We start from the raw sequence: 26,065 nt of genomic DNA on the forward strand, positions 1-26,065 counted from the left end.
GCCTGCATGAAGTTCATCATGCAAGCCCTTGATATCTGTGGTGCCCGAACCCGGAATCGAACCGGGACGCCCTTACGAGCGGGGGATTTTAAGTCCCATGCGTCTACCAGTTTCGCCATTCGGGCGGCAGCGCGATGAAGCAACTCAATAGGCTTTGTCGAACAAAGCGCTTGAGCGGTGCAGCAGGCTAGGGAATATATAGATCCAGGCACCTTGGCGCAAGTTTGCATGTGCTCTTTTTCAGCTCGATCGGGCGTGTCAGCTTTGAAAAAAAGCCCGCTATATCAGTGATCTACATTTTCCCTGGAGGGGCATGCGACGCCCTGGCGCACTTTCAAGGCTGGCATCGCGCAGGCGTTGTAGCAGCTGTTTAGCGCATGGCATTGTGCGATCATCTACGTTTAGATCAATCGAGTAGGGTAGTGACATGCGCGTCATCACGGTGAGAACCAAAACGGAACTTGAATCTGCCAAGAATGCCGGTTACGAGCAGATCACTGTCCAAGGTGAGCTTGCAGACAAGCTCAAGTCGTCCAAGAAGATCGCGGTAGCGGGAACGATCACCGTTGGGTTGTTGACTGCCGCACTGGCGGCTGTGCCTTTTACCGGCGGGCTATCGATGGCGGCGGCTGCACCTATCGCGGCACTGACGGGACTTGAGATAGCAGCCATTATCGCTGCGGCGTCTCTTGGCTTAGGTCTGATCATCGCCCTGTTCAAAGGCTACGAGGAGATCTCCTTTGAGAAGGGAAAAATGGTCCTTAAAAAGAAACAGTCATGAGTGGTTTTATCGACGGCCCTCCGTACTTCTTCCGTTGCAAGAAGTGTGAGCACCGTTTCACTCGTGCGGTGCGGTTGGGGTTGTTGTGTCCCCAGTGTCATTCGATACGCATTGAACGAGACAGGCAGGTGAACAAGTAAACCGAGGGGGCTTGTGCGAGATGCTCGCCAAGCCCTGTCAGATACTTACCCACGCAACCGACGAATAATCTCAGCGTAACCCACCGCCCGTGACAACCGTTGCAGCGCCTCCAGTCGGCGCGAGTAGGCCTGTGCATCACCGTAGGTCAGCTCTACATGCAGGCTGTCGATCATCACCAGGTAGGCCTGCGCCAGTACTTCCCCGGTCTGTTCGTCTACGGCCGGATAGGCTTTGAGTAGCCCCTGCTGGAAGTGGCTGCGGATCATGGCCATATAGTCATTGAATCCGGACATGACCACGCCCCTCAGCGGCGCCGGTGGGTAAAACGCGGCCCTCAACAAGAACCGCAGGGATGCATGGGCGCTGTAGCGGCGCTGCAGGTTGTCGATGTAGACCTCGCCGGGGGCCTTGATCGAACGGGCGTTTTTTGCAAACTGGCTTTGCACGTAGTCGCGCTCGGCCTGCAAGGCAAGTTCGAGCACGACCCCGTAGAGCGCGTCCTTGCTGGCAAAGTGGGCGTACAGCGAGGCCTTCTTGATGCCCGCGCGTACGGCGATGTCATTCAGCGAGGCCGCGTCGTAACCGTGCTCGGCAAATTGGTCCAGCGCCAGGTACGCGATGCGTTCGGCGGCTGAGGTCAGGGTGTTGGATGTCATGGTGGGGTTCCTCAATCAGTGCCCGGTCAGGTCATAGGCTGCGCCTGCACCCCGGGGGAGGCTGAGCGTTGTCAGTAGGCAGGTCAGCAACGCACTGGCCAACAGCAGCGTGGCCCAGGCCACCGGTCCATGGTTCAGGGCCAATGCCGACAGTGGCGTTGCACTGGCGGAGATCGACAGTTGGAACGCGCCCAGCAGTGCGGCAGTTGAGCCCAGCGCGCGTTTTTGCGAAGACATGACCAGCGACATCAGCGTGGATTCGGCGATGCCCAGGCCAAACAGGGCGATGGCCATGCCTGCCACTATACCGGGCAGGCCCAGGGTGGTCAGGGTGCAAACCACCGCGATTGCCGAACCTGCGGCCATGCACGTCACGCCGATCATCGACAGACGGTTCAAGCCCAGGCGGCTGACCAGCTTCCCGGCGCTCATCGCCCCGATCAGGATGGCTACGCCGGTCACGCCGAACAGCATGCCAAAGGCTTGCGGGCTCAGGCCGTAGGTCTGTTGGTAGACCAGGGTTGCGCCGCCGATGTAGGCAAACAGAAAGAAGAACACTGCGGCCACGGCGAGGGTCGGGCGCAGGAAGTGCCGGTCCCTGGCAATCGCCAGGTACGTCCGGCATGCGGCGCCCAGGCGCAGCGGTTCCCGGTGGCTGGCGGGCAGGGTTTCCGGCAGCGACAGCCAACTGTTGCCCAGCACTGCCAGGCCAAAGGCGGCGAGTACCAGCATCACCGCGCGCCAACCGTAGTGGGTATCGATCACCCCGCCCAGTGCCGGGGCGAAGATCGGCGCAACCCCTTCGATGGTCATCAGCAATGCAAAGAGCTTGGTCGCGGCTACGCCTTCGCTGACGTCCCGCACCATGCTCATGATCACCACCAGCGTCAGTGCGCTGCCAAGTCCCTGGACGAAGCGCAGGGCGATCAAGGTTTCAAGGGTCGGCGCCCACGCCGCACCCAACGAGCACAGGGTAAACACCACAAGGCCGGCCAGCAGGGGCCGGCGGCGTCCGTAGGCGTCGACGATGGGCCCGAAGATCAACTGGCCAGCGCCCATGGCCAGGAGGAAGAACGTCAGGGTCAACTGCACGCTGGCGAAGCTGCTCTGATACTCGCGGGCAATTTCGGGCAGGCTCGACAAGTACATATCGACAGCCGACGGGCCGAGGGCGCCGATCAGTCCCAGGCCGATAGCCAGCCTCAGGGGAACCCCGGGGGTGGGTTGCGAATTCATACAGACTCCAGATACTAAAACATCCTACCGGTCGGTAGGTTGTGCGGATGTTAACGGCACCTTTTAGATCGGTCAACAGGGCAGAGGCGCCATGAATCCGTGAGTATCGGTAGCGATACAACGTGATCGCTGCAAGTGAATGAGAGTCGTTATCAATTGTATTTCTTTAAATTCAAGATTGGATTAGACTCGCGCCTGCTGGGCACAAACAGCGTTCTGGGCATCAGAAAAAACAAAAACAGGCGTAGGGGAGCAGGGCGTGAATTTCAACAAAACGACAATGGCGGTGGCAGTGGGTTCGGCGATCTGCCTGTGCAACGCTGCGTGGGCCGCAGAACCTGCGAGTGCTCTGGAGATTGCGCCGATCACCGTCACCGGTGAAAAGATCAACCGTAGCCTGGAGCAGACCCAGTCGAGCGTGGTGGTGGTGACCGACCAGCAACTGCGTGAAAAGCACGACCGTGACCTGGTGGATGTGTTTGCGCGTACGCCAGGTGTGTACAACCAGTCCGGCAATGAAAACTGGGGGATTCGCGGCGTGCCCGTGTCCGGTTTCGACGATCAGGGCCCGGCCACGCTCAACGGTGCGGTGTCGGTATTCGTCGACGGCGCCGTGCAACCGAACCGCGCCCTGACCCTCAGCCCGATGCCGCTGTGGGACGTCGACCAGGTCGAAGTGTTCCTCGGCCCGCAATCCACCACCCAGGGCCGTAACTCGCTGGCCGGCGCGGTGGTGATCCAGACCCGCAACCCGACCTTCGAACCGAGTTTTTCCGCGCGCACCAACATGGGCACCTATGGCGAGCGCGGTGCAGCGGTGGCCGGTGGCGGCGCGCTGGTCGATGACAAGATCGCCGGGCGCATTGCCGTGGATTACCAGGAGGGCGACGGCTACATCGACAACGTCGCCCTGCATGACGACGCCAACCCTAACCGTACCGCCAATGCCCGGGGCAAGCTGCTGATCCTGCCCAACGACGATCTGGATGTGCTGCTGACCTACGCCCATGGCGAAAGCCGCAAGGGTGACAACTCGGCGATGCGCCAGAACGACAAGATCCGTTATTACAAGATGACGTCCAACACCAAGGCCTATGACAAGCTCGCGCAGGACACGCTCAGCGCCAAGGTGGACTACCGCCTGGACGACAACTGGTCGCTGACCAGCCTGACCGCCAATACCCGTTCCGACTACGACGCGCGCCTGGATTTCGACCAGTCCGCCGACGCCAACCAAGTGGTGTTGCGCACCCAGGATGGCGACCTGTTCAGCCAGGAACTGCGCCTGAACTACAGCAGCGACACGCTCAAGAGTTTTGTCGGCGCCTACTACGGCCACAACACCAACAACTTCCACGACCGCCTGTTGTTCAACAACGTCCTGTTCGGCACCGCCAAGGGCGAGACCACCATTGAAAGCAAGGCTGTGTTCGGTGAAATCAACTGGACATTCGCCCCGCAGTGGACCTTGATCACCGGCCTGCGCTACGACCACGAAACCAACGACACCCACATCAAACAGGACGATTTCTCCAGCCCTGGCAAGGTCAGCAAGTCGTTTGATGCGCTCCTGCCGAAACTGGGCCTCGATTACGAACTGGCCGCTAACCAGTACCTTGGCGTGATGGTGCAAAAAGGCTATCGCGGTGGTGGCGTCAACGTGCGTGCCGGTGGCGGCCACGAAGGCTACGACCCGGAATACACCACCAACTACGAGCTGTCCTACCGTGGCTCGTTCTTCGACAAAACCCTGCGGACCCGTGCCAACCTGTACTACACCGACTGGAAAGACCAGCAGGTCAGCGTGCTCGAGCGCAACACCGACTTCGTCCAGGTGTTCAACGCCGGCAGCAGCGATATCAAGGGCCTGGAAGTGTTTGTCGAGAAAGACCTCGGCGCGCAGTTGACCCTGACTGCCGGTGGCTCGATCACCGCAGGCAAGTACAAGGACTTCGTGACCGGTGATGGCCGCGATATGAGCGGCGAGGACTTCCTCTATTCGCCCAAGTACAAATTGTCCCTGGGCGGCCTCTACCGCTGGAACGAGCGCCTGACCCTGAACACCGACCTGGTGTACCAGAGCACCGCGCCGTCGGAGTATGAGTTCGATACTGCAGGCAAAGTCACGGGCGAGCGCCGCAGCGACAACTACTGGCTGGTCAACTTCAGCACCGAGTACAAAGTCACCAAGAATGTCGCGCTCTCCGGCTTCGTGAAAAACGCCTTCGACAAGGAACACATCACCAACAACCGCAGCGGCGATATCGTCGATGTGGGCGCACCGCGCACAGTGGGCCTGGCGTTGCGCTACGACCTGTAGGGTCATGATTCGCTGGCCAGTCAACTCCCACAGTTGATTGGCGGCGTTTTCAAACCATGGATTTTTCGCTTTCCATTTAAGAGCTTTCCTAAATACGTCGGTAGGAGATGTCGTGAGAATGAGCGCACTTCTATCTCATCTGTGATGTGTCATGTCCTTTCTACCGATTCGTGTTCTGGTCCTCGAAGAGCACCCCTTCAAGCAGCTCGTTGCCATTCAGGCCTTCAAGGACGCCGGCTGTGACAGCGTGGAGGGCGTGGCCGACGTAAAGGCTGCGCTGCAGTTGCTGGACCACGCAGGACCGGTGGATATCGTGCTCTGTGCGTTGGACGAGGCGGGCATGCAGGGGCTCACTACGCTCGAATTGCTCAGCCGTACCCGCCGGGTCAAGTCGCTCATCATTTGCAGCGTGCTTGCCCCCGACCTGCAAGACGCCATCGACCGTATGGTCGGCATGCTGGGGGTCAGCGTCCTCGGGTATGTCGATGTGCCAGTGCGCGCAGGGGCGATCACCCCGCTGTTAAGCCGATACCTGGAAACCACTGTCGCCCCCGGGCATGCCGCTCAGAAGGCACGCCACACGCTCGCCAGCCAGGCCGGCCTGGAACAGGCCATTGCAGGGCATGAGCTCAAGGCGTTCTTTCAACCCAAGTTCAATTTGGCGAGCGGTGAAGTCGGCAGCCTTGAAGTGCTCGCGCGCTGGGAGCATCCGCAGTACGGCGTGCTATGCCCGGCGGATTTCCTGCCGCAGGTCAGCCAGTTCGGGCTGATGGACCCTTTGTTTTTTGCCCTGCTGGAACAGGCGTTGGCCTTTGTGCAAACGGCGCAGGCACAAGGGCACGTGCTGTCCCTGGCGTTTAATCTGGAGGCCGAGCAACTGTCTAACGAGTCACTGTTGCCACAGCTGTGCAAGGCGCTGGAGTGCTACGCCATACCTGCGTCGCGCCTGACTTTCGAAATCACCGAAAGTGGCCTGCTGGAAGTCTCTCCCAGGGTGCTCGAAACCTTGATCCGCCTGCGGATGATGGGGGCCGGCCTGTCCATCGATGACTTTGGTATCGGCTACTCCTCACTGGAGCGCCTGTGCCAGTTACCGTTCACCGAAATCAAGCTCGATGCGCGCTTCGTTCGCGACCTTGACCGCAGCCCTCGTAACCGTGCGGTGATCAGCAGCACCCTGGCCCTGGCTGAAGCGCTGGATATGGCGGTCGTGGTCGAAGGCGTAGAGCACGAAAGCCAGCGCCAACGCTTGCTCAAGTTGGGTTGCCATCAGGGCCAGGGCTATCTCTGCGCGCGGCCCATGAGCGCCGCGCGTGCGCTCTCGTGGCTGGAGATGAGGTCGGCGTCACGCAGCACGCGCTGATGTTGGGAAACAGGGGCTAGACTCAAGGGCTCACTTTCCTTTTTGGAGACTCCAGATGCCCCATAAAAACACCATCTGCCTCTGGTTCGACGGCGCCGCACTGGAGGCTGCCAGGTTCTACGCCGCCACATTCCCGGACAGCACAGTCGAGGCCGTACACAAGGCGCCGGGCGACTATCCCGCGGGCAAGCAGGGCGATGTGCTGACCGTGGAGTTCACCGTCATGGGCATCCCATGCCTGGGCCTCAATGGCGGATCGGGTGTCCAGCACAACCAGGCGTTTTCATTCCAAGTGGCCACTGACGACCAGGCTGAGACGGATCGCCTGTGGCAAGCGATTGTCGGCAATGGCGGCGAGGAAGTTGCCTGTGGCTGGTGCCGCGACAAGTGGGGTCTTTCCTGGCAAATCACCCCGCGCATGCTCATGGCGGCGATCATCCATCCCGACCCCGCGGCGGCCAAGCGTGCATTCGGTGCAATGATGGGCATGGTGAAAATCGACATCGCGGGCATCGAGGCGGCGCTCAAGGGTTGATGAAACCCTGGTATAACGTGCGTTTTCAATACAGGAACGGCAAGGGAATGCAGATGAAACTGACGGCCCAGAGGCTGGTCGAGCTGGCGATGGCCAACCCCATCAACGCTCAATTGACCGCGCGTCTGCCAGCCCTTGGCCTGGACCAATGCCTGTTGACGGCGGGTTGCCTGTTCCAGGCGGTATGGAATCATCAGGCCGGGCTCAGCCCCGATTGGGGGGTGAAGGATTACGACGTGTTCTACTTTGACACCGATATGTCCTGGGAAGCCGAGAATGAGGTGATTGAGCGCGCCAGCGAACTCTTGCGCGACCTGGATGCGAACATTGAAGTGAGGAACCAGGCGCGCGTGCACCTGTGGTATCCGCAGCGGTTCGGCATGCCTTACCCGCAGTTGCACACAGCCCGTGGCGGGGTGGATCGCTACCTGGTGGCGGGCACCTGTATCGCCTTGGCCGTGGACACTGGCGAAATCTATGCGCCCTACGGCCTGGCTGACATCGGGCAGGGAATACTTCGACTCAACCCCATCACCCCGCAGCCAGAGCTGTTCGAGCACAAGGCCAAGAGCTATCAGGCTCGTTGGCCATGGCTCAGGATTGAAGCCCCATAGACTAAACTGCGAAACCTGGCTTGCCAGTGATGGTGATAATCCAAAGGCTTTAACACCGGTGTTTGCCGCGACACAGGCAGGTGATTTTGCTGTTCTGCGTGCTGGCAGGGTGCCACAATGCCATTTTGTCGCAGCACTAGGGATCAGGCGAATCAAATGAATGGCCTTGGGCGTGAGCAGGACCAGGATTTGTTTATCGAAGAGCAGGTGCGTACCGACCGCTTGCATCAGCTGTTTCGCCAATCCTTTTCTGCGGTTTTTGGCAGCTATCTGGCCGCTGGCATGCTGTGCTGGCTGTGCTGGGACCGGCTTGAACCGCGCCTGATGATCGGCTGGCTGGCATTGCTGGCCGGCTCGTCGCTGCTGCGTTTGTCGATGTTCCTCCAGTATTTTCGCAGCCCCAAAAATGAGCGCACGCCGCAACGTTGGGAGCGGCATTATTGGCTCACCCTGGTGCTGTCGGCTGGAATCTGGGGGCTGGGCGCCTTTGCGGTGATGCCCGCCGATGACCGGTTGACCCAGGCGCTGGTCATGCTCTTTGCCGTGGGCATGTCGGTCAGCGCGGTGTCGTGCTACTCGGCCTATCGGTACATGACCATAGTGTCCATGGCCCTGGTGTTGTTGCCCTGTACCCTGTGGCTGCTGCTTCAACCGTCCAAGATGCAGACGGGCATGGCGGTCGCGGTGCTGGTGTTCTCGTCATTTGTCGTGGGCGCCTCGCGCAAGTTGTCGCAGGCGCTGGAGACGGCGTTTCGCCTGACCCGCGAAATAGAGCGGGCCCACAGTATTTCAATGCGCGCCGCCCAGACCGACGAACTCACCGGGCTGATGAACCGCCGGGCGTTTTTCGAGCAGGCCCAGGTGCTGTATGACCAATGCAAGCGTACGCACCAGCCACTGAGCGCGCTGATGCTGGATATGGATCACTTCAAGACGATCAACGATACCTACGGCCACCAGGCCGGAGACCGGGTGTTACGGCAGATTGGCCAGGTGATCAGGGCGTCGTTCCGCCAGGCTGACGTGTACGGGCGCCTGGGGGGCGAGGAGTTTGCGGTGTTGTTGCCAGACACCACCCTGGAAGTGGCCCGGGAGATCGGCGAGCAACTGATCCTGGCCATTGCGGGCCTGACTACCGACCCTGGGCTGGACCTGACCGCGAGCCTGGGCGTGGCCTCGACCCATGCCGTGGGTGACGACTTGCAGCATTTACTGAACAGCGCCGACAAGGCCCTGTACCGCGCCAAGGCCATGGGGCGCAACCAGGTGGCGGTCGCGTCCTAGCCTCAATCCTTGCCCATCGCCCTGGCCAGCACTCGTGAAATCTGGTCGGCGGAGTAGGGCTTGGCCAGGAACTCAAAGCCGTCATAGCCGGACTTGGCCAGCTCTTCGCTGTAACCGGAGGTGAGGATCACCGGCAGCTCGGGCCGGCGCCGGCGCCGGCGCAATTCCCTGGCCAGTGCCACGCCGCCCATGCCCGGCATCACCACGTCGGAAAACACCCCGTCGAACGCCCGGGCATCCGGGCCGATCATCTCCAGGGCTTCTTCGGCATGGGTGGCCCACACCGTCTGGTAGCCCAGGTCCTGCAGGATCTGGTTGGCGAAGCGGCCCACTTCCAGGTTGTCTTCCACGATCAGGATGCGCCGGCGCACGGCGTCCGGGTCCAGTTCCAGGGGGGGCTGGAGGGTGCAGTCGTGGATCGCTTCGGGCTCCACCTGCGGCAGGTACAAGGTAAACACGGTGCCCTTGCCGAGCACACTGGCGACATCGACGTTGCCTCCCGATTGCTTGGCGAACCCGAATACCTGCGACAACCCAAGCCCGGTACCTTTGCCAACCTCCTTGGTGGTGAAGAACGGCTCGAAGATGCGTTCAAAGGTCGCCCCGGCAATCCCGCTGCCGGTGTCCGCCAGGGAGATCGCGACAAAGGCTTTGCTCGAGCCGCCATGCCCGCGTATGCACGGCAGCGGCTGGTCTCTTTCCAGGCGCAGCACCAGCGTGCCCTGGCCGTCCATCGCGTCCCGGGCGTTGAGGGCGATGTTGATCAGGGCGGTTTCAAACTGGCTGGAGTCCGCGCAGACATAACAGGCCAGTTCAGGCAGTTCGACGCTGACATGGATCCGCGCGCCGGTGACCGTCTCCAACATGTCGCCGATGTTCTTTACGCGCACGCCGACATTGAACACTTGCGGGTTCAGCGGTTGGCGCCGGGCAAAGGCGAGCAATTGGCTGGTCAGCTTGCTGGCACGCTCTACGGTATCGGTCACGGCACTCATATAACGCTGGCGGCGTTCTTCGGGCAGGTTGGGCATGCGCAGGAAGTCGACCGAGGAGCGAATGATCGTCAGCAGGTTGTTGAAGTCGTGGGCCACACCACCGGTCAACTGGCCAATGGCTTCCAGCTTTTGCGACTGACGCAACGCCGCCTCAGTCTGGTTAAGCAGAGTGGTGCGTTCCACCACCCGCTGCTCCAGGGTCGCATTCAAATCGGCCAGCGCCGACAAGCCCTCGCGAACGATGGCATCGGCCCGCACCCGTTCGATATGGGCCCAGGAGCGTTCGGTGACTTCACCCAGCAGCGCCAGGTCGTAGGAAGACCAGCGGCGCGGGATGCGGTCGTGAATGGCCATCAGCGCGGTCAAGCGCCCGGACTTGATCAAGGGCATGCAAATGGTCGCCGTCACGCCAATGGCCTGGAAGGTCGCGGCTTCCTCGGGCGTCAGTTCCGTCAGGTTGTCGTTGATGATCAACGGCTCGCCGGCCTGCAGGCGCTCGACCGCCAATTGGCCGAAGTCGGCCAGGCGGTAATTTCCGACGATGCTCGGCGAGCCTTCTGCGGCCCAGTTGTCGCGGATGGTAAAGCCGTCTTCATCGGCCTCCATGTCTGCATAAGCGCAGTTGGACAGGTTCAGGTGGGTCGCCAGGATCCGTGTGGTGGCGGCCATGATCGCCGCCGGATCGGTGGCATTGGCCACCCCATTGCTGATTGCATCCAGCACGGCGAGGCGGCGGGCCATGAACACGGAGTTGGTGGTTTCGGTGACGGTATCGAGAATGCCCACGACCGTGCCGCCGACATCGCGGATCGGGCTGTAGCAAAAGGTGAAATAGGCCTGTTCCGGTGCGTCACCGCGCTCGATGATCAGCGGGAAATCTTCGATAAACGTAGCGTGCCCGGCAAATGCGGCGTCGGCGATCGGGCTGATCTGGCTCCAGGCTTCCTGCCAGATGGTACTGAAGGGCTGGCCCAGTGCGTCGGGCTTGTTACCGAGGATCGGCAGGAACGCGTCGTTGTACAGGGTAACCAAACCCGGCCCCCAGACCACCGCCTGGGGAAAATGCGAAGCAAGGCTCAGTGACACGGTGGTCTTGAGCACATCCGGCCATTGGTCCATTGGCCCCAGAGGGGTGCTGGCCCAGTCATGGCGGCGAACCCGTTCGGCCATTTCACCGCAGCCTTGTAGCCAGTCTGTCATCTACTCAACACCTAGTTCGTCCCACGCTGCGATATGGCACCGCAATATCAAACAACAGACCCGGGCAATGCCCGGCAGTTCAGCGCTACTGCACGCCTAGCAGCGCGGTCCAGTAAATTCCTGCGTCGCTTTTTGGATCCAGCCCATAGGCCGCGCCCAATTCGCGAAATTGCGGGTTCATCAGGTTGGCGCAATGCCCGGGGCTGGCGAGCCAGCCATCGACCACTTTGCGCGGCGTATCAAGGCCAGCGGCAATATTTTCGCCGATCTGCTGGGCGGCATAACCGGCCAGTTCCGCGCGGTCGCCGGGGGTTCGGCCGTCACGGTCCAGGTGGTCGAAGAAGTTATGGTTGGCCATGTTGCGTGCATGACTGTCGGCGGCGCTCGCCAGTTGCGCGTTCCAGGCCAGCGGGGTGGTGGCTGCGAAGGCCTTCTCGCCACATTGGCGCGGTTGCTTGCGGGCGGCGTTGACCATCTCCAGCAGCTGCGGGCCGGCCTCCTGGGAACTGGCCAGGCCCCGGCTCAACAACGGGCGGGCGAGGACAATGCGCCAGTCCTGGCCATTGTTGCTGACGCCGATATCGACGAATTGCGGGTCCAGCACTACCCGGCAGAAACTCTCGCGCACCGCTTTCATCGCCGATTGCGCATCGCGCGGGCCGGACAGGCTGATCGCTTGCACATTCACCATTGGGTAGGCCGCCTGGGCCAGGTCCTGCTGCAAATCGCCGACATTATTGACCGGCAGTACCAGGCGCGGGTCGACCGCCAGCGGCGGCAACTCTTGGGAACCCTGGTCGGCGCAGCGCTGCAATTGGCTGCGGTACTGGTTGATCGAGTCGATCAATTGACTCTCTTCGCTCGCCGACGCCGTGGCGCAAAACGCCAGACTGGCGGCCAGCGTGGTAACACCCATCATCAATGACAGAACGCGCATGGACGTTTCCTTTGAGCATGAAAGTGCCCATGATGCGCGATCAAGGGGCGCAGATGCACCCCTTGGACAACATTTTGCCCCTAGTTCTTGAATGCCGAGTGCTTGCGGCCCTGGTCACACAGGGCAAACACCACCACCAGCACCGAGGCGATGGCGAGGATGATCACCACGCCATCCGTCGAGTGTGTGGTCGAGGCGGCCACCATCGACAAGGCACCCAGCGGCGCCAGGCCACCGGCGATGGCCGTACCGATTTCACGCCCGGTACCGAAGCCTGAAGAGCGGGTCTGGGTCGGGAACTGGCGGCTGAGGAACGAGCCCTGTGGCGCGAACATCATGGGTGCGAGGATCCCGGTGCCGATCCCGATGGCCAGGTAGATCATCAGGCTTTCCCCGGTGTTCAGCAGCGCCAGGAACGGGTAGGCGAACAGCAGCGACAGCACGCCGCCCAGCACCAGTACCGACTTGCTGCTCCACTTGTCACACAGCCAGCCGAAGCACGGCACGGCGACAATCGCCACCAGGCTGGCGATGGTCACCGACAGCGAAGTGACGTGCACATCCACACCCTTGAACTGGGTGAGGTAGGCCAGGGAAAAGGTCTTGAAGATGTAGCTGAGGGCGTTGTAGCCAATTGCCACGAAGAACACCACCGCTAGGCCCTTGAGGTCGTTCTTGAACAGTGCCTTGAGCGGCGAGACCTTGGCCTTGGCCGGCTCCTTGCTCAGCTCCTTGAACTCCGGGGTTTCCGGGATACTGTTACGTACCCACAGGCCCACGCCCACCAGGGCGATGCTGCAGATAAACGGGATGCGCCAGCCGCCGGCCAGCAGGAACTCATTGCCATTGATGGTCAGCAGGTACACGGTCAGCGATGACAGCAGCAGGCCCAGGTTCAAGCCCAGCGCCGGCCAGGCACCCTGGCTGCCGCGCTTGCCTTCTGACGCATGCTCGTAGGACGTGACTGCCGCGCCCGACAACTCGGCGCCGGCACCCAGGCCCTGGATGATACGGATAAACACCAGAATGATCGGCGCCCAGATACCAATCGAGGCGTAGCTGGGGATCAGGCCGATCAGCGTGGTGCACACGCCCATCATGCAGAAGGTCAACACCAGCACATGTTTACGACCGAACTTGTCACCCAGGTAGCCGAACAGAATGCCGCCGAAAGGGCGGGCGATGAAGCCGATGGCGAAGGTGGAGAACGCCATCAGGGTCGCGGTCTTCGGGTCGCTGTTATCAAAGAAGATCTTCGAAAAGACAATCGCCGCCATGGTTGCGTAGAGGTAGAAGTCGTACCACTCCAGCATCGAACCGAAGATCGTGGCGGCAGCGACCTTGCGCAGGCGTTTCTTGGTTTGTGCCGGGGTTTCCACCGTGGCGGGGTTGTGGGCTTTTGCCGTCATGCTGTACTTCCTTCTCAGTCATTATATTTATTAGGGTGTTGCGAACGCGCTCAAATGTGGGAGCTGTCGAGCCTTGGCGAGGCTGCGATGGCGGTGGTTCAGGCGATATATTGGTTGCCTGTGCCGCCGCTATCGCAGCCTCGCGGGGCGAGACAGCTCCTACAGGGGGTATTTAGTTGGGGCTGAACATGCGGTCGGCGATCATTTCGCCAATCGGAATGGCCGAGGTGGCTGCCGGTGAGGGCGCGTTACACACATGCAACATGCGCGGCGTCTGGGCGAACAGGAAATCGTGCACCAGGCTGCCGTCGCGCATCACCGCCTGGGCGCGGATCCCGGCTTCGTAGGGCAGCAGGTCGTCGAGTTCCAGGGACGGGCAATACTTGCGGCATTGCTCCAGGTAGCCGGATTTGAACAACGAGTTCTTCATTTCCACGCTGCCGGAGCCAAGGTTCTGCCAGATGGTTTTCCAGAACCCGGGGAAGCGCGCGTACTCGGCCACATCCTTCCAGTTGACGGAGAACTTCTTGTAGTTCTCCCGGCCCAGGCCCAGCACGGCATTGGGGCCGACGGTGACGCTGCCATCGATCATGCGGGTCAGGTGCACCCCCAGAAACGGCAGTTCCGGATCGGGGATCGGGTAGATCAAGTGGTTGACGATGTTGTTTTTCGACGCGGGCAAGCGGAAATACTCGCCCCGGAACGGGATGATCTGGTGGTCGATATCGATCCCGGCCAGGGTTGCCAGGCGGTCCGATTGCAGGCCGGCGCACACCACCAGGTGCCGCGCCTGCCAGGCACCGTCGTGGGTGCTGACGGTGACTTTGTCGCTGTCTTCGGCAATCGCCGTCACGGTTTTTTCCAGGCAGATCTCACCGCCATTGCGGCGAATCACCCCGGCCATGGTTTCGCAGACCTGGCGGTAGTCGACAATCCCGGTGGCATCCAAAAACAACCCGCCAAGGCCGACAATGTTCGGCTCGCGGGCACGCAACTGCTCGGCGTCGAGGCGCTCGACCTTCATCCCGTTGAGTTGCGAGCGCGCATAGAGCGCTTCCATGCGCTGCACTTCCAGGGCGGTGGAGGCCACCAGCAACTTGCCGCACACCTCGAACTTGATCCCATGTTCGCGGCAGAACTGTTTGGTGGCCTCGGCGCCGCGCTTGCACAGGTCGGCCTTGAGGCTGCCCGGCGCGTAATAGATGCCGGCATGGATCACGCCGCTGTTGTGGCCGGTCTGGTGCTTGGCCAGCAACGCTTCCTTTTCCAGGATCACCAGGGACGCGTTGGGCTGGCGCTTGAGCAGCTCCATCGCGGTGGCCAGGCCGACAATGCCGCCGCCGATGATGCAAAAGTCATAAATCATGTGGGCTACCTAAATCAGTACATTTCAGTCTGCTTATCAGGTTGTCAGACTAATGTTTTTGTTAAAAAAACGGCGCGCCCGCAGGCACGCTTTATCGGTCTTGGGTCGATCAGTGGGTAGCGGGCAGCTCCAGTTGCAGGCGCTTGGCGGCCGCGCGCAAATGCGCTTCGGCGGCCGCGGCGGCGCCTTGGGGATCGGCGTCGACGATGGCCTGGTACAGCGCCTGGTGTTCCTGGGTGGCATCGGCCGAGCCGCTGGCAAAGCGCGAGGCGGAGTTTTCCCAGGCGGTCTTGCGCGCGCTGGCCAACTGGCTGCGCAAAAAGTCGTGGAAGGCGACGAAGTATTCGTTTTTGCTGGCGTCGGCGATGGCCCGGTGAAACTCCACGTCGGCCAGCGCTGCAGCTTCAAAGTCGGCGCGCTTGTCGTGCATTTCCTGCAAGGCGCGTTTCATGCGTTGCAGGTCGCCCGCGTCGCGGCGTTGGGCAGCAATGGAGGCCGCCTGGGTTTCGATCCACAGGCGCACCTCGAACATTTGCGCGAGGTCAGGGCGCCGGCCGTTCTTTTCCGGAAAGCGGAACACCGTGCCGGCCGGGGTCTGCGAAATAAACGAGCCCAGGCCACGCCGGGCGGTCAGTACACCATCGGCCTTGAGCTGGGCAATCGCCTCGCGCACCACCGAACGGCTGACATTCAGCTGTTCCGCCAACTGCTGCTCGGTAGGCAGGCGCGACTCGGGCGCCAGTTGTCCGGAGTCAATCTCGGCCCGTATGGCGCTGACAACACGCACGACGAGGGAATCTGGACGCTGGAGCTCAAGCATGGCAAAACCTAGGTAATCAGGTTGTCAGACAATAGCCGTTACGATTTTCCCTTGTCAAGGCGCCGTGCTGGCTTGCAGCGTTTTTACCCGGCGCGTGAAGGCCAACAGCAGCGCCAGCACGACCAGCCCCGAGGCCACCCCGAAGGCCATGTGCAAGCCCTGGCCGACCGCTGGTGGCAGGGCAGAATGGATATCGCCCGTGCCCCAGGCAAACACTGCACCCAGTGCCCACGCGCCGATTATCAGGCCCAGATTGCGCGACAGGTTCAGCCAGCCTGCAATCACCCCGCGTCGACCCGCCGACACATTGCTCATCACCGCCGTGTTGTTGGCCGCCTGGAATTGCGCGTAGCCCAGGGTGAGGATCAGCAGCGCGCCGATGTAACCGGCGGCGTCCAGGGGCATCAACGCCAGCACCAGGCAGCCGGCCAGCATGCACAGCAGGCCACCCAGCGTGGTGGCGTAGCTGCCGCAGCGGTCGGTCAGGCGCCCGGCCGGTACACCCGCCAGCGCCGCGCTACAGGGGCCGACGGCCATGGCCAGGCCCATTTGCGCGGGGTCGAGTCCGAGGCCATGGCTCAGGTAAAACGGCCCGGCGACCAGGGTGGTCATCATCACCGCCGCCACCAGCGTACTCATGCCAAGCCCGGCGCCCAGGGCGCGGTCATGGAGTGTCGCGAATAGACTGAAGCGGCCAGCGCCCGAGGCTTGTAGATCGCTATCGGCCGGTGTGCCTCTTACCAGCACACAAGCGAGGGCGGCCAACGGCAGCATCACTAGAAACAGCGCGCGCCAGCCAGACGCGGCAATCAGCGCGCCACCAATGGCCGGCCCCAGGCCGGTGCCTACCGCCGACAGGGTCCCCAGCAACCCCATGACGCGCCCGGTCTGCTCTTTGGGGACGGTGGCCGCGACCAGCGCCATGGTCATTGCCAGCATGATCGCCGCGCCAAACCCTTGCAGTGCCCGCGCCGCGACCAACATGCCCAGGGACGGCGCGGTACTGCACAGGGCACAGGCCACGGCGAACACCAGCAGGCCCGCCAGCAGCAGGCGGCGATGGCCGAAGCGGTCGCCCAGACGGCCCACGCCTACCAGCACGGCAGTGGTCGCCAGCAAGTAGCTCAGCACCACCCACTGCACCGCGGCAAAGGTTGCAGCAAAGGCCTCGGCCATCTGGGGCAGGCCGACATTGGCAATGCTGGTGCCCAGCGAGGCCAACAACATGCACAGCGACAAACCGGCGAGTGCGCCGCGTGGGGTAGGGGATGTCATGGGATGTCCTCGTGCTGCACCGTGGCCGTTGCCCGCAATCTACGGCGTCGCCTAACATGGCGGAAGACGCATCGGTTGCACTCTATACATGCGTCAAACGCCTGATGAGGATTGCCGCCGTGTCGCTGCCTGACTTCAACCTGCTGATTACCCTGGACGTACTGCTCACCGAAGGCAGCGTCGCCCGTGCCGCCCAGCGCCTGGGCCTGAGCCCCTCGGCCATGAGCCGCGCGTTGGCGCGGCTGCGCCAAACCACCGGCGACCCCTTGTTGGTGCGCGCCGGCCGCGGCCTGGTGCCGACACCACGCGCCCTGCAACTGCGCGAGCAGGTCAGCCAACTGGTGCAAGATGCCCAAGCGCTATTGCGGCCGCTGCAGGTCCTGGACCTCAAGGGCCTGGTGCGCACCTTTGTACTGCGCACCAGCGAAGGTTTTGTCGAAAGTTTCGGCCCGGCGCTGATCGCCCGTGTCGCCGAACAGGCACCCGGGGTGCGCCTGCACTTTGTGCACAAGCCCGGTGCAGCGCTGCGCGACAGTGGGGTGGACCTGGAAACCGGTGTGGTCGATAGCACGGCCAACCCGGAAGTGCTGACCCAGTTGCTGTTTCGCGACCGTTTTATCGGCGTGGTACGCGCCGGCCACCCACTGAGCCAGGGCCCCATCACCACCGCGCGCTACGCCGCCGGCCGGCATATCTATGTGTCGCGGCGCGGGCGCGAGCGCGGGCAGATTGACGATGCCCTTGAGGCCTTGCACCTCACGCGGGACGTGGCGACCATCGTCACCGGGTTCTCCACGGCCGTGGCCCTGGCGCAAAGGACCGACCTGATCGCCAGCGTTCCCGAGCGCTATACCCGCGTCCTGCGCGATGGCCTGTACAGTTTTGACCTGCCGGTGCAAGTCCCTGAGTTCAGCGTGGCGATGCTCTGGCACCCACGCCTGGATGCCGACCTCGCGCATCGTTGGTTGCGCGGCTGTTTGCGCGAGGTGTGTGGCGCAGAACAGGTACAATCCCCGCTGCCTTGATTGCGAAAGACCAGGAAACAGGAATTCGATGTTCACCCTTACCCACTACGCCAGCCCATGCCCCGAGCCCGTCAACAGCCAGATCCTGCAGATGGTGGTCGACTACCTGACTGATATCAGCATGGTCGCCATCCCGCCGAGCAACCTGCTGTACAACGTCTACCAGTATGCAATCGGCTACGAAGTGCACCTGTACCTGGAGGCGGTGGGCGGGGCCAAGGGCATTGCGGTCGAGCTGATCGTCGCGATGGATGAGCAGGACCCGGCCAAGGTCATCGGCTTCTTGCTGTACCTGCCGGTCAAGGACGATCCCGAGGCCTGCGGTGTGGCCTATATGGCCGTGCATGCCAGCCACCGCCGCCAGGGCGTGGCGCGGGCGATGATGGACGAGATGCTCGGCCGCTACCCCCATGGCGAATTGACCTGCGCGGTGGAAAAAGTCCCGGCGTTCGAAGCCATGGGTTTCCAGGTGCGCGGCGTGCGTGGCACCCAGGTGTTGATGAACACCCGCGACTACAGCACCGATGGCCTGATGGGCGTGTTGGATGTGGCGTCGATCTACAGTTCGCTGGAGGTGCGGCAAATCCACACCTACCTGCTACACAAACACGGCAAGCGCGCGATGATCGATGCCGAGAAACAGCGTGACCGGCATTTCGACCAGATGACCCGCAAGGCCCAACTGTTCGTGCAAACCCGCTGCGCCCTGTAGGAGACGGCAAGCCGTAATGTCGTTCAGTTAAGCGCAGATCCCCTGTGGGAGCGGGCTTGCCCGCGATGGCGTCATGTCAGTCGGTATATCTGTCGACTGACACTCCGCTATCGCGGGCAAGCCCGCTCCCACATTTGATCTGCGCTGCTTTGAGCATTGCGTTCGCTTAACTGAATGGCATTACAGGGTTGGGCTGTCGCGGAAAAGGTCGTGGGCATCCAGCAGCCGATAGGCAATCTCCGGCCGCTTCTCCATCCCTTTGCGGATTGCTGCCGGAATCGACTGCCGGGTCTTGCGACACAGGCCCGGCAGTTCGTCGATGACGATCTGGATCCCGCGCATGCTTTTGACTTCGGTATGCCCTGGGGCTATGTGCACGCGGATGCCCAGTTGCTGGTGCATCAGCTGTTGCATGCGTTCCAGGTCGGCCAGGCTTTGCAGGTTTTCCAGGCGTTCGAGCAGCTTTTTTTCTTCCTGGCGGGTCAGTTGCAGGATGCGCTGGTCGGTGCCGGGCGCCTCGAGCAGTTGCTCGCGCTCGCAGTCACATACAGCAGGTGGGCAGGGCTGGCGAATTGTCATGATCACTCCCTCCCCACGCTGGTGCTGACGGCTCAGTAGGTCAGTTGCACGCCCAGGCTGCCCAGGGCGTTCCAGTACTCAGGATAGGTCTTGCCCACGCAGTCCGGGTCCTGAATCTTGATGCCCGAGACTTTCAGCCCCGCCAGCGCAAAGCACATGGCGATGCGGTGGTCGGCGTGGGTGTCGATCAGCGCGGTGCACGCAGTGCCGGCCAACGCCGGATCGCTGGCGACCAGCAAGTCGTCACCGATGATGGTCGCCAGGCCCGGGCGAATTTCGTTGAGGCCGTCATGCAGCGCCTGGACGCGGTCGCACTCCTTGACCCGCAGGTTGGCCAGTTCGGTGAAGCGCACCGGCGTATTGTTGAACGCCGCCAGCACCGCCAGGGTCGGGATGGCGTCCTGCATCTGCGAGCCGACCACCGTGGCCGGCATCTGCGGGAACTGGGCGATCACGGCCTGGGCCTTGGCGTCGGGCTGGGTGAAATCCTGTGCGGCGACGCCCAGGTCGATGCTGCCGCCGGTCAGCACTTCGGCGGCCCACAGATAGGTGGCGGCAGAAGCGTCGGGTTCGATCAGGTAATCATTGGCGGTGTAGCCGGTCGGGGCCACGCGCCAGGTGCTGTCGTTGACCACTTCCACCTGGGCGCCAAACGCGCGCATGCAATCGAGGGTCAGGTCGACATAACCACGGGCGCCGATGTCCTTGCCGGTCAGGGCCACCTCGATCGGGGCCTCGCCGCAGGCCGCGAGCATCAACAACGCCGACACGTACTGGCTGGACAGGCCGCCGTCGATCTCGAAGCGCTTGGCCTGCACCTTGCCGCGACCATGCACGGTCACGGGCGGGCAGCCGGTGGGGCTTTGTACCTGGATGCCGTTCTGGTTCAGGGTCGCCAGCAGCGGGCCGATAGGACGCTTTTGCATGTACGCGTCGCCATCCAGTACCACGCTGCCGTCCACGGTCGCCACGGCGGCTGTGAGAAAGCGCATCGCGGTGCCGGCGTTGCCAAGGAACAACGGTTGCGCCGGCAGTTGTAGCTTGCCGTGGCCGGTGACGACAAAGGTCACGTCATCCGGCTCATCAATGGTCACGCCCATCTGGCGCAAGGCCACGGACATATGCCGGGTATCGTCGCTTTTCAGCGCGCCGCTCAGGCGGCTGGTGCCCTTGGCCAGGGCCGCCAGCAGCAGGGCGCGGTTGGTGATGGATTTGGAACCGGGAGGCGCTACCTTGCCGTGCAATGGAAAGTTGGGCGGTGTCACGGTCACGGTTTTCTGCGAACTCAAGGTACAAGGCTCCTGATTCAAGGCGCGGTGGCTGGGAGTGGCCGGCTGGCGGAGACGAATAATCGACCATCCGGCACGGCAGGGTCAAATCGTGGCGCAGGTTTAACCGCGCTGGCTCAACCAATAGGCATGCAAGGCCCTGGCGGCCGGTTCGATGCGCGCGACGTGTTGTTGGTGGGCCGGGACATCCAGGTCGGCCGGCAATTCGAAGTTGTCCTGCTCGGCGCACCAGGAGATGGCTTCCAACTGTGCCGCCTGTTCGCTCGGCAGGGGCGGCCATTCGCTGATCGCGGCGCCACGGATATAGCCAAAGCACCATTCTTCCGCGAGGGTCAACGGCAGGCCCTGGTGTTCGGTTTGTTCAAAACGCGCCTGGAAACCCTTGGCATCGGTGGCCAACTGCAGGGCAATGCTATTGAGATGGCGGGTGCACAGGTCGATGAACTGCCCCAGCTCCTCCTTGCTTTCCCATGCCGGGATCTGGCCTCCCCAGATGGCCGGGAACCAGATGGCAACCTCCACCGGTGCCGGGCCGGACACCAGGGCGGTGAAGTAACCATCGAGCTCGGCCAGGTTCAACACCGAGTTGTCGTCGCCGTACTTGAGCAGAATGTCTTCGATGAACTCGAAATCGGCAGGGGCGAGGGCTTGGTCGTGCATGAACATATCCTTTGAGCGTCAAGCGCCGCAGTTAAGGCGGCGTAAAACGCGGAGGATGGCGCGAGTCGGCGTTTTAATCCAGTGCTAGATCACCTTCACCGCGCGGCCAATCGCCTGGATCGGCCCGGTCGGCTTACCGGTCGGCGAGCCATTGGGGCCTTCCAGGGTCATCTCGAACAACTGGTTCGGCGCCAGCGGTGGCAGTTTGTCCAATGGGATCGACAGGCTCTGCCCCGGCTTGACCAGCCCCAGGGAAACCGGGGCTTGCCAGTCCTCACCCTTGGTCCAGAATTCCAGTGCCTTGTCTGCCGGTATTTCCATCACGCCCAGGGGGATCAGTTGGATTTGCTGACTGTCGCTGGCCTGGACCACCCAGCCGGGCGCCTGGCTTTGCGGGGCCATCAGCACCACCACGTAGGCGGTAGGGTTGACGGCAGCGGGGCGGGCCAGCAGCAGCGCGGCCAGGACCAGGCTGGCCAGCAAGCCAGCACCGGCCAGGCCACGCCACAGCGCCAGCAGGTTCCACCACGGCACCGACGGCGTATCGCCCACCGCGCGATGGCCCAGGCTGCGCTCAATGCGCCGCCACAGGTAGGGCGACGGCGCCACCGGCGCGGCCAGTTCGGTCAGCGGCAACAGGCGCTGTTCCCAGGCATCCACCGCTGCCCGCAAGGGCCCATCGTGCTCCAGCCGTTGCTGCACGTGCAGGCGTTGCTCGGCTGCCAGGGTGCCCAGCACGTATTCGCTGGCCAGTTCGTCCAATTCGTCGGGAGTCATGCCATGCACTCACGCAAGGCCGCGAGGCTGCGTTTGATCCAGGCTTTGACAGTCCCCAGCGGGGTGCCCAGTTTCTGTGCGATTTCACTGTGGGACAGGCCGTCGACATACGCATGCAAGATACAACTGCGGCGCGACGGCTCCAGGTGTTCCAGGCACTGGTAAACCTTGGCGCTACGGGCGCGGTATTCGAAATGCGCGGCGCTGGATTCAGCCACCAGTGTGTGTTCATGCTCGTCGCTGAGCGCGACTTCACGGCCCGTTTTACGCATGACGTTGAGCGCCATATGCCGGGTCACGCTATACACCCAGCCACGGGCCGAACCCCGGCGCGGGTCGAAGCCGCCGGCGCCGTTCCAGATGTTGATAAACGCCTCATGCACGATGTCCTCCGCCAGCGCCGTATCCCGCGCAATGCGCTTGGCCACGCCGAGCAGCCGGGCGCAATCCTGTTCGTACAACTGACGCAAGGCGTGCTGTTCGCCGCGGGCGCAGGCCAACAGGCAGGCTTCATAGTCAAAGAGAGGTTCGGGCAAGGACTGGGGCCGCCTTTTCAGGGTCAATCCCCGGCCGCGAATGGCCGGGGTGCTAGCGCAGCAGCTTAGACGAGTTTTTTTGCCAGGCGCATTATTTGGCCGCCCAGAAGATGTAGTCCGCCTGGTACTTCACCACTTCCTGCTTGCCCTTGTTGGCGGTGCTGCATTCGGTGCTCGGCGCCACGCCACCTTTGAGTGCCACGCGCTGGATATAGCTGACACCGCTCATTGCACCTTTGCCTTCGGCGGGGTTGGCCTTGACCAGTTGATAGGGCAGGTTGCCCGCGCTGGACGGCGCTACGGCCAGTTGCGTGCCGGTGACTTTCGAACCGTCCTGGGCCTGCCAGGTGGCGGGCGGGCCGAAGTAGGTACCCACCTGCTTGCCGCTACGATCATTGAGTACTGCCTTGGGGCCGACGAACACCCATTCGGTCTGGCCGGCAGCGTTGGCCTTGTCGCGGCATTCGTAGGTGATTTCGCCGACACCCGTGGTTTGCATGGTCACCTTGTGGCCATCCGGCACTTTGATGCTGTCGGGCAGGGTGGCCTGGGCAAAGGCTGTTGGGGCGGCGATAAGCAGGCAGGTCAGGCAGAGCAGCGGTTTAGTGTTCATTGGTGTCTCTCCATAAGGGTGAACAGCAAAGCAGCGCAAGGGCTACTTCCTGTACTACTCATGGCGCGGCTGACTGGATGCACGGCGCGACAAATAAATCTGTGAGCTGAAAAAGGAATAAAGTCAGATCGTATTGATATAAGTCGTTATAAGAAAAATCGCTATGCTGCCGCCAGAATTTTATAAGGCCGCAGGTAGTTGTAATGGATGTGGGTAATTTTGGTTTTGTAGTTGCAGGCCTGATCGTTGGTTTTATCGTCGGTATGACCGGCGTCGGGGGTGGGTCGCTGATGACTCCGATCCTGTTGTGGTTTGGCATCAACCCGGCTACGGCCGTGGGCACCGACCTGCTGTATGCAGCCATCACCAAGTCCGGCGGGGTGCTGGTGCATGGCAAGAACAAGAATATCGACTGGACCATCACCGGCTGGCTGACCCTGGGCAGCGTGCCGGCGGTGTTGCTGACGTTGTGGTTCCTCAAGAGCCTGCACACCGATCCGAGCGCGATGAACGAGGTGATCAAGCAAGCCCTGGGTGTGGTGCTGTTGCTGACGGCCCTGGCGATTCTGTTCAAGAAAAAACTCTTGGCCTTTGCCCAGCACCATGCAGGCGACCACTACCATATGAGCCCGCGCAATCTCAACGGGCTGACGGTATTCACCGGTGCGATCCTCGGCACCATGGTCGCCCTGACGTCCATCGGTGCCGGCGCCCTGGGCACCGTGGCGCTGTTTATCCTGTACCCGTTCCTGGCCACCAAACGCCTGGTGGGCACCGAAATCGCCCACGCAGTCCCGCTGACCCTGGTCGCAGGCCTAGGGCACGCGAGCATGGGCAACATGGACTGGCATTTGTTGGGGTTCTTGCTGATGGGGTCGCTGCCGGGGATCTACGTTGGCAGCCACATGTCAGGCCGGGTGCCGGACGAACTGCTGCGCCCGTGCCTGGCGGTGATGCTGGGGTTGATTGGTTTCAAGCTGGCGTTCTGACCCTGCCCACACTCTGTTATCGACCGCAGGGTGTCAGGTACCGAGCGTTATCGTTGAGGATTATCGCTGGCAAGCCAGCTCCTACAAGGGATTGTGCTTTTGTAGGAGCCGGCTTGCCGGCGATGGCGCCGCACATCATGCCTTACGCGATTTATCCAACCACTCCACCGCCGTGCGCCAGATACAAATCCCCAGGAAGTACGCCGACATCAACAACCACAGGCCCATGGTCAACGTGTTGGTGTACGGCCGGTCGATCACCAGCAACAGGCTGCACAGCAGCCACACCGTGGTCACCGCAATATTGATCGGCATAAAGCGCTTGACCCGGAACGGGTGCAGGAACTTCATCGGCGTGACTGTCAGCAGCGCCAGGCCGATCACCGTGGCCAGGGTGATCCAGGCGTCCGGATCGATGATGTAGACACACAGCGCCACCACGTTCCAGGCCGCCGGGAAGCCTTGGAAGTAGTTGTCCTTGCTCTTCATATTGACGTTGCAGAAGCAGAACAGCGATGACACCAGGATCACCGAGACGGTGAACAGGTGGGTGAAGTCCGGCAGGTCGATATAGCGGTAGATGAACAGCGCCGGGATAAACACATACGTCAGGTAATCGATCACCAGGTCGAGCACCGAGCCATCGAAGCTTGGCAACACGGTCTGCACATTGACCCGCCGCGCCAGCGACCCGTCCACGCCATCCACGATCAACGCCAGGCCCAGCCACAGCAGGCAGGCCTTGGGCTGGTTCTCCAGCAGCGCCAGCGTCGCGAGGAAGGCCAGCACCACGCCGGTGGCGGTAAAACCATGGGCGCCCCAGGCTTTGAGTCTGGCTACATGCAGGGTCGATATCACAGGGGCGTTCTCCAAAAGGTGAAACAGGGCAGCCGACGGCGAGTTAGCGTCGAATCTGGCCAAGGGATGCAAGTATCGACCGGGAAGGTGGGGATAAGGTTCACCACCACGGCGTTAGGTCTAGGGTAGCAAGCGTTGACGGATTCGGCATCAGCCCTGACGGAACACCAGGGCCTTCAAGCCACTTTGCGGATCGATATCAGGAAATTCCGGTGGGTTTGCCAGGCGCTGCTCAAAGCGCAGCCCCGGTGCTTCGCGGGTGACGCCCTCGATGAGGAAATCTTCGCCCAGCGCCGGGTCATTCATGCAGGCCAGTACCGTGCCTTGGGGCGTCAGCAGGTCTGGCAGGCGGCGTAGTACGCGCTGGTAATCCTTGGTCAGCAGGAAGCTGCCTTTCTGGAAGGACGGCGGATCGATGATCACCAGGTCATAGGGGCCGTTGCCGGTGACCTTGGCCCAGGACTTGAACAAGTCGTGCCCCAGGAAACTCACCTTGCCCAGGTCATGGCCATTGAGCCGGTGGTTGTCGCGACCCCGGCTCAGGGCGCCACGGGCCATATCCAGGTTGACCACATGCTCGGCGCCGCCCTCGATGGCGGCCACGGAAAACCCGCAGGTGTAGGCAAACAGGTTCAATACCCGCAGGCCATGGGCGTGCTCGCGCACCCAGTTGCGCCCGTAGCGCATATCCAGAAACAGCCCGCTGTTCTGCTTTTTGCCCAGGTCGATGCGATAACGCAGGCCGCCTTCGGTGATGGTCAATTCGTCGACCATCTGCCCCCACAACCATTCGGTGGTGCTTTGCGGCAGGTAGCGATGTTGCAGGGCCAGGGTGTGGGCGCCGGCCTGTTGCCATTCGCCGCTTTCGCACAGCTCACGCAACTGGTGTTGCAAGGCTTGCAACTGCGCAGGCTCTGGCTCCTTGAACAACGAGACCAGCACCACGCCTTGCAGCCAATCCACGGTCAATTGTTCCAGGCCCGGCCAGCAGCGGCCCCGGCCGTGGAACAGGCGCCGGGTTTCTGTGGGCACGTCGCGCAGGGCTTCGAGCAAAAGGGAATGGAGCAGGGCGAGGGCGTCTGGGGTCATCGGGCA

Annotated in this window: 25 protein-coding genes and 1 tRNA gene; 9 read left to right on the forward strand and 17 right to left on the reverse strand. The window is 62.1% G+C overall.

What is annotated here, in order from left to right; genetic code table 11:
* Nucleotides 1-38: 38 nt before the first annotated feature.
* Nucleotides 39-125, reverse strand: a tRNA-Leu gene (locus tag HBO12_RS22140).
* A 302-nt stretch (nt 126-427) separates the two neighbouring features.
* On the opposite strand from HBO12_RS22140, the gene HBO12_RS22145 reads away from it, so the two are divergent.
* The gene (locus HBO12_RS22145; RefSeq protein WP_169957038.1) at nt 428-781 is read left to right on the forward strand and encodes a hypothetical protein; all 354 of its coding nucleotides are present in this window, start codon (nt 428-430) and stop codon (nt 779-781) included.
* Nucleotides 782-966: 185 nt separating this feature from the next.
* Here the strand turns inward: HBO12_RS22145 and HBO12_RS22150 are convergent, their stop codons facing one another.
* Nucleotides 967-1,578: a TetR/AcrR family transcriptional regulator gene (locus HBO12_RS22150; RefSeq protein ID WP_169957039.1), complete on the reverse strand. Its 612-nt coding sequence runs from the start codon at nt 1,576-1,578 to the stop codon at nt 967-969.
* A 15-nt stretch (nt 1,579-1,593) separates the two neighbouring features.
* On the reverse strand, nt 1,594-2,814 hold the full coding sequence (locus tag HBO12_RS22155) for a multidrug effflux MFS transporter (RefSeq protein ID WP_170043217.1): 1,221 nt from the start codon (nt 2,812-2,814) through the stop codon (nt 1,594-1,596).
* A 259-nt stretch (nt 2,815-3,073) separates the two neighbouring features.
* Here HBO12_RS22155 and HBO12_RS22160 point away from each other — a divergent pair, with 259 nt between their 5' ends.
* The 5 genes from HBO12_RS22160 (at nt 3,074) to HBO12_RS22180 (ending at nt 8,930) form a co-directional block, all read left to right on the forward strand.
* Complete coding sequence (locus HBO12_RS22160; RefSeq protein WP_170043218.1) at nt 3,074-5,134, forward strand: TonB-dependent receptor domain-containing protein; 2,061 nt, start codon at nt 3,074-3,076, stop codon at nt 5,132-5,134.
* A gap of 151 nt (nt 5,135-5,285) precedes the next feature.
* Complete coding sequence (locus tag HBO12_RS22165) at nt 5,286-6,497, forward strand: EAL domain-containing response regulator (RefSeq protein ID WP_170043219.1); 1,212 nt, start codon at nt 5,286-5,288, stop codon at nt 6,495-6,497.
* Nucleotides 6,498-6,552: 55 nt separating this feature from the next.
* Complete coding sequence (locus HBO12_RS22170; protein ID WP_169957043.1) at nt 6,553-7,032, forward strand: VOC family protein; 480 nt, start codon at nt 6,553-6,555, stop codon at nt 7,030-7,032.
* 53 nt (nt 7,033-7,085) lie between these two features.
* Nucleotides 7,086-7,646, forward strand: a complete 561-nt coding sequence (locus HBO12_RS22175) for a nucleotidyltransferase family protein (RefSeq protein WP_170043220.1) — start codon at nt 7,086-7,088, stop codon at nt 7,644-7,646.
* 156 nt (nt 7,647-7,802) lie between these two features.
* Nucleotides 7,803-8,930 (forward strand): GGDEF domain-containing protein, encoded by a 1,128-nt coding sequence (locus tag HBO12_RS22180; protein WP_170043221.1) that lies wholly within the window; start codon nt 7,803-7,805, stop codon nt 8,928-8,930.
* A 2-nt stretch (nt 8,931-8,932) separates the two neighbouring features.
* Here HBO12_RS22180 and HBO12_RS22185 read toward each other — a convergent pair whose 3' ends face one another.
* From HBO12_RS22185 to HBO12_RS22210, 6 genes are all read right to left on the reverse strand, one after another.
* The gene (locus HBO12_RS22185) at nt 8,933-11,125 is read right to left on the reverse strand and encodes a GAF domain-containing protein (RefSeq protein WP_170043222.1); all 2,193 of its coding nucleotides are present in this window, start codon (nt 11,123-11,125) and stop codon (nt 8,933-8,935) included.
* Nucleotides 11,126-11,210: 85 nt separating this feature from the next.
* A complete protein-coding gene (locus HBO12_RS22190) occupies nt 11,211-12,062 on the reverse strand; it encodes a CAP domain-containing protein (RefSeq protein ID WP_169957046.1) in 852 nt (283 codons plus the stop codon).
* 80 nt (nt 12,063-12,142) lie between these two features.
* Nucleotides 12,143-13,471, reverse strand: a complete 1,329-nt coding sequence (locus tag HBO12_RS22195) for an MFS transporter (protein ID WP_090290982.1) — start codon at nt 13,469-13,471, stop codon at nt 12,143-12,145.
* Between the two features lie 172 nt (nt 13,472-13,643).
* Nucleotides 13,644-14,837 carry an L-2-hydroxyglutarate oxidase gene (lhgO, locus tag HBO12_RS22200; protein ID WP_169957047.1) on the reverse strand — a complete coding sequence of 398 codons (1,194 nt, stop codon included), beginning with the start codon at nt 14,835-14,837 and terminating at the stop codon, nt 13,644-13,646.
* A 109-nt stretch (nt 14,838-14,946) separates the two neighbouring features.
* Entirely contained in the window at nt 14,947-15,657 is a 711-nt protein-coding gene (locus HBO12_RS22205; RefSeq protein WP_029295107.1) for a FadR/GntR family transcriptional regulator, read from the reverse strand.
* A gap of 54 nt (nt 15,658-15,711) precedes the next feature.
* A complete protein-coding gene (locus HBO12_RS22210) occupies nt 15,712-16,932 on the reverse strand; it encodes an MFS transporter (RefSeq protein WP_170043223.1) in 1,221 nt (406 codons plus the stop codon).
* Nucleotides 16,933-17,057: 125 nt separating this feature from the next.
* On the opposite strand from HBO12_RS22210, the gene HBO12_RS22215 reads away from it, so the two are divergent.
* Nucleotides 17,058-17,957, forward strand: coding sequence for a LysR family transcriptional regulator (locus tag HBO12_RS22215; protein WP_170043236.1), 900 nt, complete (start codon nt 17,058-17,060; stop codon nt 17,955-17,957).
* Between the two features lie 28 nt (nt 17,958-17,985).
* Nucleotides 17,986-18,669 carry a GNAT family N-acetyltransferase gene (locus HBO12_RS22220; protein WP_169957050.1) on the forward strand — a complete coding sequence of 228 codons (684 nt, stop codon included), beginning with the start codon at nt 17,986-17,988 and terminating at the stop codon, nt 18,667-18,669.
* Between the two features lie 180 nt (nt 18,670-18,849).
* Here the strand turns inward: HBO12_RS22220 and HBO12_RS22225 are convergent, their stop codons facing one another.
* From HBO12_RS22225 to HBO12_RS22250, 6 genes are all read right to left on the reverse strand, one after another.
* Nucleotides 18,850-19,248, reverse strand: a complete 399-nt coding sequence (locus HBO12_RS22225) for a hypothetical protein (protein WP_170043224.1) — start codon at nt 19,246-19,248, stop codon at nt 18,850-18,852.
* 32 nt (nt 19,249-19,280) lie between these two features.
* Nucleotides 19,281-20,537 carry a 3-phosphoshikimate 1-carboxyvinyltransferase gene (gene aroA, locus HBO12_RS22230; RefSeq protein WP_169957052.1) on the reverse strand — a complete coding sequence of 419 codons (1,257 nt, stop codon included), beginning with the start codon at nt 20,535-20,537 and terminating at the stop codon, nt 19,281-19,283.
* Between the two features lie 102 nt (nt 20,538-20,639).
* A complete protein-coding gene (locus HBO12_RS22235) occupies nt 20,640-21,197 on the reverse strand; it encodes a UPF0149 family protein (RefSeq protein ID WP_170043225.1) in 558 nt (185 codons plus the stop codon).
* Between the two features lie 84 nt (nt 21,198-21,281).
* The gene (locus tag HBO12_RS22240) at nt 21,282-21,974 is read right to left on the reverse strand and encodes an anti-sigma factor (protein ID WP_169957054.1); all 693 of its coding nucleotides are present in this window, start codon (nt 21,972-21,974) and stop codon (nt 21,282-21,284) included.
* Nucleotides 21,971-22,510 (reverse strand): sigma-70 family RNA polymerase sigma factor, encoded by a 540-nt coding sequence (locus HBO12_RS22245; RefSeq protein WP_169957055.1) that lies wholly within the window; start codon nt 22,508-22,510, stop codon nt 21,971-21,973. Before HBO12_RS22245 ends, HBO12_RS22240 begins: the two co-directional genes overlap by 4 nt.
* A gap of 91 nt (nt 22,511-22,601) precedes the next feature.
* Nucleotides 22,602-23,123 (reverse strand): DUF3455 domain-containing protein, encoded by a 522-nt coding sequence (locus HBO12_RS22250; RefSeq protein ID WP_170043226.1) that lies wholly within the window; start codon nt 23,121-23,123, stop codon nt 22,602-22,604.
* Nucleotides 23,124-23,326: 203 nt separating this feature from the next.
* Between HBO12_RS22250 and HBO12_RS22255 the strand changes: the two genes are divergently transcribed.
* Nucleotides 23,327-24,112, forward strand: coding sequence for a sulfite exporter TauE/SafE family protein (locus HBO12_RS22255; RefSeq protein WP_169957057.1), 786 nt, complete (start codon nt 23,327-23,329; stop codon nt 24,110-24,112).
* A 135-nt stretch (nt 24,113-24,247) separates the two neighbouring features.
* On the opposite strand, the gene pcsA is transcribed toward HBO12_RS22255, so the two are convergent.
* Both pcsA and HBO12_RS22265 read right to left on the reverse strand, forming a co-directional pair.
* Nucleotides 24,248-24,970, reverse strand: coding sequence for a phosphatidylcholine synthase (gene pcsA, locus HBO12_RS22260; protein WP_169957058.1), 723 nt, complete (start codon nt 24,968-24,970; stop codon nt 24,248-24,250).
* 150 nt (nt 24,971-25,120) lie between these two features.
* Nucleotides 25,121-26,059 carry a class I SAM-dependent methyltransferase gene (locus HBO12_RS22265; protein ID WP_170043227.1) on the reverse strand — a complete coding sequence of 313 codons (939 nt, stop codon included), beginning with the start codon at nt 26,057-26,059 and terminating at the stop codon, nt 25,121-25,123.
* Nucleotides 26,060-26,065 lie beyond the last annotated feature (6 nt).

Source organism: Pseudomonas sp. WS 5059 (assembly GCF_012985525.1).
GTDB lineage: Bacteria > Pseudomonadota > Gammaproteobacteria > Pseudomonadales > Pseudomonadaceae > Aquipseudomonas.

What these genes read in the sequence shown, in the direction of transcription:
- HBO12_RS22220 (WP_169957050.1), top strand. Translation starts at nt 17,986, where the DNA reads ATGTTCACCCTTACCCACTACGCCAGCCCATGCCCCGAGCCCGTCAAC.
- HBO12_RS22240 (WP_169957054.1), bottom strand. Translation starts at nt 21,974, where the DNA reads ATGACTCCCGACGAATTGGACGAACTGGCCAGCGAATACGTGCTGGGC.
- HBO12_RS22225 (WP_170043224.1), bottom strand. Translation starts at nt 19,248, where the DNA reads ATGACAATTCGCCAGCCCTGCCCACCTGCTGTATGTGACTGCGAGCGC.
- HBO12_RS22170 (WP_169957043.1), top strand. Translation starts at nt 6,553, where the DNA reads ATGCCCCATAAAAACACCATCTGCCTCTGGTTCGACGGCGCCGCACTG.
- HBO12_RS22185 (WP_170043222.1), bottom strand. Translation starts at nt 11,125, where the DNA reads ATGACAGACTGGCTACAAGGCTGCGGTGAAATGGCCGAACGGGTTCGC.
- HBO12_RS22210 (WP_170043223.1), bottom strand. Translation starts at nt 16,932, where the DNA reads ATGACATCCCCTACCCCACGCGGCGCACTCGCCGGTTTGTCGCTGTGC.
- HBO12_RS22190 (WP_169957046.1), bottom strand. Translation starts at nt 12,062, where the DNA reads ATGCGCGTTCTGTCATTGATGATGGGTGTTACCACGCTGGCCGCCAGT.
- lhgO (WP_169957047.1), bottom strand. Translation starts at nt 14,837, where the DNA reads ATGATTTATGACTTTTGCATCATCGGCGGCGGCATTGTCGGCCTGGCC.
- HBO12_RS22180 (WP_170043221.1), top strand. Translation starts at nt 7,803, where the DNA reads ATGAATGGCCTTGGGCGTGAGCAGGACCAGGATTTGTTTATCGAAGAG.
- HBO12_RS22150 (WP_169957039.1), bottom strand. Translation starts at nt 1,578, where the DNA reads ATGACATCCAACACCCTGACCTCAGCCGCCGAACGCATCGCGTACCTG.
- HBO12_RS22145 (WP_169957038.1), top strand. Translation starts at nt 428, where the DNA reads ATGCGCGTCATCACGGTGAGAACCAAAACGGAACTTGAATCTGCCAAG.
- HBO12_RS22155 (WP_170043217.1), bottom strand. Translation starts at nt 2,814, where the DNA reads ATGAATTCGCAACCCACCCCCGGGGTTCCCCTGAGGCTGGCTATCGGC.
- HBO12_RS22235 (WP_170043225.1), bottom strand. Translation starts at nt 21,197, where the DNA reads ATGCACGACCAAGCCCTCGCCCCTGCCGATTTCGAGTTCATCGAAGAC.
- HBO12_RS22205 (WP_029295107.1), bottom strand. Translation starts at nt 15,657, where the DNA reads ATGCTTGAGCTCCAGCGTCCAGATTCCCTCGTCGTGCGTGTTGTCAGC.
- HBO12_RS22265 (WP_170043227.1), bottom strand. Translation starts at nt 26,059, where the DNA reads ATGACCCCAGACGCCCTCGCCCTGCTCCATTCCCTTTTGCTCGAAGCC.
- HBO12_RS22255 (WP_169957057.1), top strand. Translation starts at nt 23,327, where the DNA reads ATGGATGTGGGTAATTTTGGTTTTGTAGTTGCAGGCCTGATCGTTGGT.
- HBO12_RS22165 (WP_170043219.1), top strand. Translation starts at nt 5,286, where the DNA reads ATGTCCTTTCTACCGATTCGTGTTCTGGTCCTCGAAGAGCACCCCTTC.
- HBO12_RS22250 (WP_170043226.1), bottom strand. Translation starts at nt 23,123, where the DNA reads ATGAACACTAAACCGCTGCTCTGCCTGACCTGCCTGCTTATCGCCGCC.
- HBO12_RS22195 (WP_090290982.1), bottom strand. Translation starts at nt 13,471, where the DNA reads ATGACGGCAAAAGCCCACAACCCCGCCACGGTGGAAACCCCGGCACAA.
- HBO12_RS22175 (WP_170043220.1), top strand. Translation starts at nt 7,086, where the DNA reads ATGAAACTGACGGCCCAGAGGCTGGTCGAGCTGGCGATGGCCAACCCC.